The organism is Arthrobacter sp. 2YAF22_2 (assembly GCF_052114645.1).
Lineage (GTDB): Bacteria > Actinomycetota > Actinomycetes > Actinomycetales > Micrococcaceae > Arthrobacter.
The window spans coordinates 1-2135 of the sequence record NZ_JBFRFD010000573.1; the positions used below are offsets into that span (position 1 = coordinate 1).

Consider the following 2135-nt stretch of genomic DNA (forward strand, 5'->3'; position numbering starts at 1 on the left):
GAACCAGTGCCCGGCATCTCCGCCGGTCGAAATCGGGCATTAGACGAAGCTTCTTGCGGCTCCTCGTCGTCATCGATGAACAGAAGCAAATCATGGTGCGCAGCTTCGTCTAATGCCCGATTTCGACCGGCGGAGATGCCGGGCACTGGTTCGGCCACGTATCGAATCAATTCCGAGTTGAAGGCTATGACAGTATCCTGGGCGCTTTCCGCCGGATCATTGTCAATAACAACGATGCTGGGCGAGATTGAGCGGTCTGAGTCCTGGGCGAGTTTCGTCACGTGCTCGAGCATGGTTTCCAGGCCGCGCTTAAGCGTGGTGGGCCTCCGATACGTCAGCACCGCAACGAGAAGCGTCTGCGGTTTCATGGGCGCATGGCCTTCTGTAGTTGAGGCGCCTGGCCGGCATAAGCCACTGCCTTTTCGTATGCTTTCTTGTGCGCCGACGAGGCGTTGCGCCAGTCTCGCCTTGCAAGGTCCGGGCGAGTGCGCGGGGCATCCTCCGCGAGGGACGCCAATGTTTGGAGGATACTCTCCGGTGTCAGCGCGCCGGTGTACTGAAATACCCAGCCCGGGCCTACCTCTTCGGATAACGCCTGGTTGACTTTGTTGGCGGGAACCAGCACCGGCCGATCCAACGACAGGGCGGCCAATGCTCCCCCCGAATTGTGCATGAATCGGTAGGGGAGGACCACGAGCTCTGAACTGGTAATGGTCTCAACGAGTTCTGCGTCGGAGACATATTCCAAATTCAGGCGGATGCGGTCATCACCATAGGCCAAGGCCGCGATCTTTTCGCCGATTTCCCGTGTGGAGGGATTGCCTCCCAGCCGAAGTGTGAGTCCGGGGTGGGATATCGTTGTCTGCCGAAAGGCCTTGATCAGATCCTCTACGCCCTTGTACCGTCGTATCAGGCCTACGTATCCGATTCGGCCCGGTATCTTTTCTGCCTTCGGAAAGCGGGAAAACCAGTCACGATAGTGGCCGTGCGGGATGATGACGCTGGGCTGGCCCTTCGGAAGAGGCGTTTCGGAGTTTAACCGAACATAAAGCGTGGTTCGGCGGTCGATCAGGCGCAGCAGCCATACCTCAAGGACGGAGATGTCCTTCGGCAGCTCGATGTTGTGGATGGTTCGCACCACCGGGGTTTGGGTCAGAGCGAGGCGGCACAAGAGGGCCACGCTGAGCGCCTGCCGAACGAGTTTCTTTAGCGGGCTGCTGCCACTGACCAGAATCTCGGGCCAGTGAACGTGGAAGACGTCATACTTTCCGAGGAGGGCCGCGCGCCAACTGAAATTTACCACCGTCACACCGGGCAGCTCCCGGAGCCCGCGGGCCAGCTGAACCAAGTAGGGGTTGGTCGTGGAACGGGGGACAGGGAAAGACTGCAATACCGCCAGTGAACTGTTCAATAGTCAATACCTCGTCGAATGAGCAGCATTGGAATCCATTACGCATGTGGCTTGGACGTATCCTCTCATAATGACCTCAAATTACTAGTCCGCTTCTGGGCGAAAGGATAGTCTTCCCACCATGACGCCTTCAGAACTTCCGCCGGTGGCAATTGTGGTGGTGAACTATGGCTCCCATGAGCTTCTGGAGAGGAACCTCGTACCTGTCTCCGAGCACTCACCGGATGCAATAGTCGTCATCGTGGATAGTTTTTCGGACATCCCCGAGCGGGAAGCGGTGGTGACCTTGGCGGAGCGCCGCGGGTGGTTGACGGTGCTCCCCGCCACAAACGTGGGTTTTGGCGGGGGTATGAACCTGGGCGTTGCCGCGGCCTATGCCGCCGGCGCCCGATTCTTTTTGCTGCTGAATCCGGATGCCGCACTCAATGCGGAGAGTCTCCGCTCGCTGCGGGAGGAGGCAAATGCGGAGCCTATGACGCTGCTGGCGCCGAAGATTTTCCGGCCCGACGGTACGGTCTGGTTTGACGGCTCGGACCTTGACCTGAACGATGGGTCAACCAGGGCCAGCCGCAAGAACTCCGCGGCCGCGCCGGGACGCAACGTTCCTTGGCTTACCGGTGCCTGCCTGATGGTGAGCCATGAATTATGGCAGGAAGTGGGCGGCTTCGATGAACGATATTTCTTGTACTGGGAAGATGTGGACCTGTCATACCGGGTTCTGGCC

General features: G+C 59.0%; 3 protein-coding genes. 1 reads left to right on the forward strand and 2 read right to left on the reverse strand.

Annotated features, from left to right (window positions below; all coding sequences use genetic code 11):
* Positions 1-368, reverse strand: a 368-nt coding sequence (locus AB4Y86_RS17420; RefSeq protein ID WP_441403421.1) for a glycosyltransferase family 2 protein, incomplete at its 3' end; no start/stop codon positions are given.
* The gene (locus AB4Y86_RS17425) at positions 365-1411 is read right to left on the reverse strand and encodes a glycosyl transferase (RefSeq protein WP_441403422.1); all 1047 of its coding nucleotides are present in this window, start codon (positions 1409-1411) and stop codon (positions 365-367) included. The genes AB4Y86_RS17420 and AB4Y86_RS17425, both read right to left, overlap by 4 nt.
* A gap of 145 nt (positions 1412-1556) precedes the next feature.
* Between AB4Y86_RS17425 and AB4Y86_RS17430 the strand changes: the two genes are divergently transcribed.
* A partial coding sequence (locus AB4Y86_RS17430) for a glycosyltransferase (protein WP_441403423.1) occupies positions 1557-2135 on the forward strand: 579 nt, incomplete at its 3' end.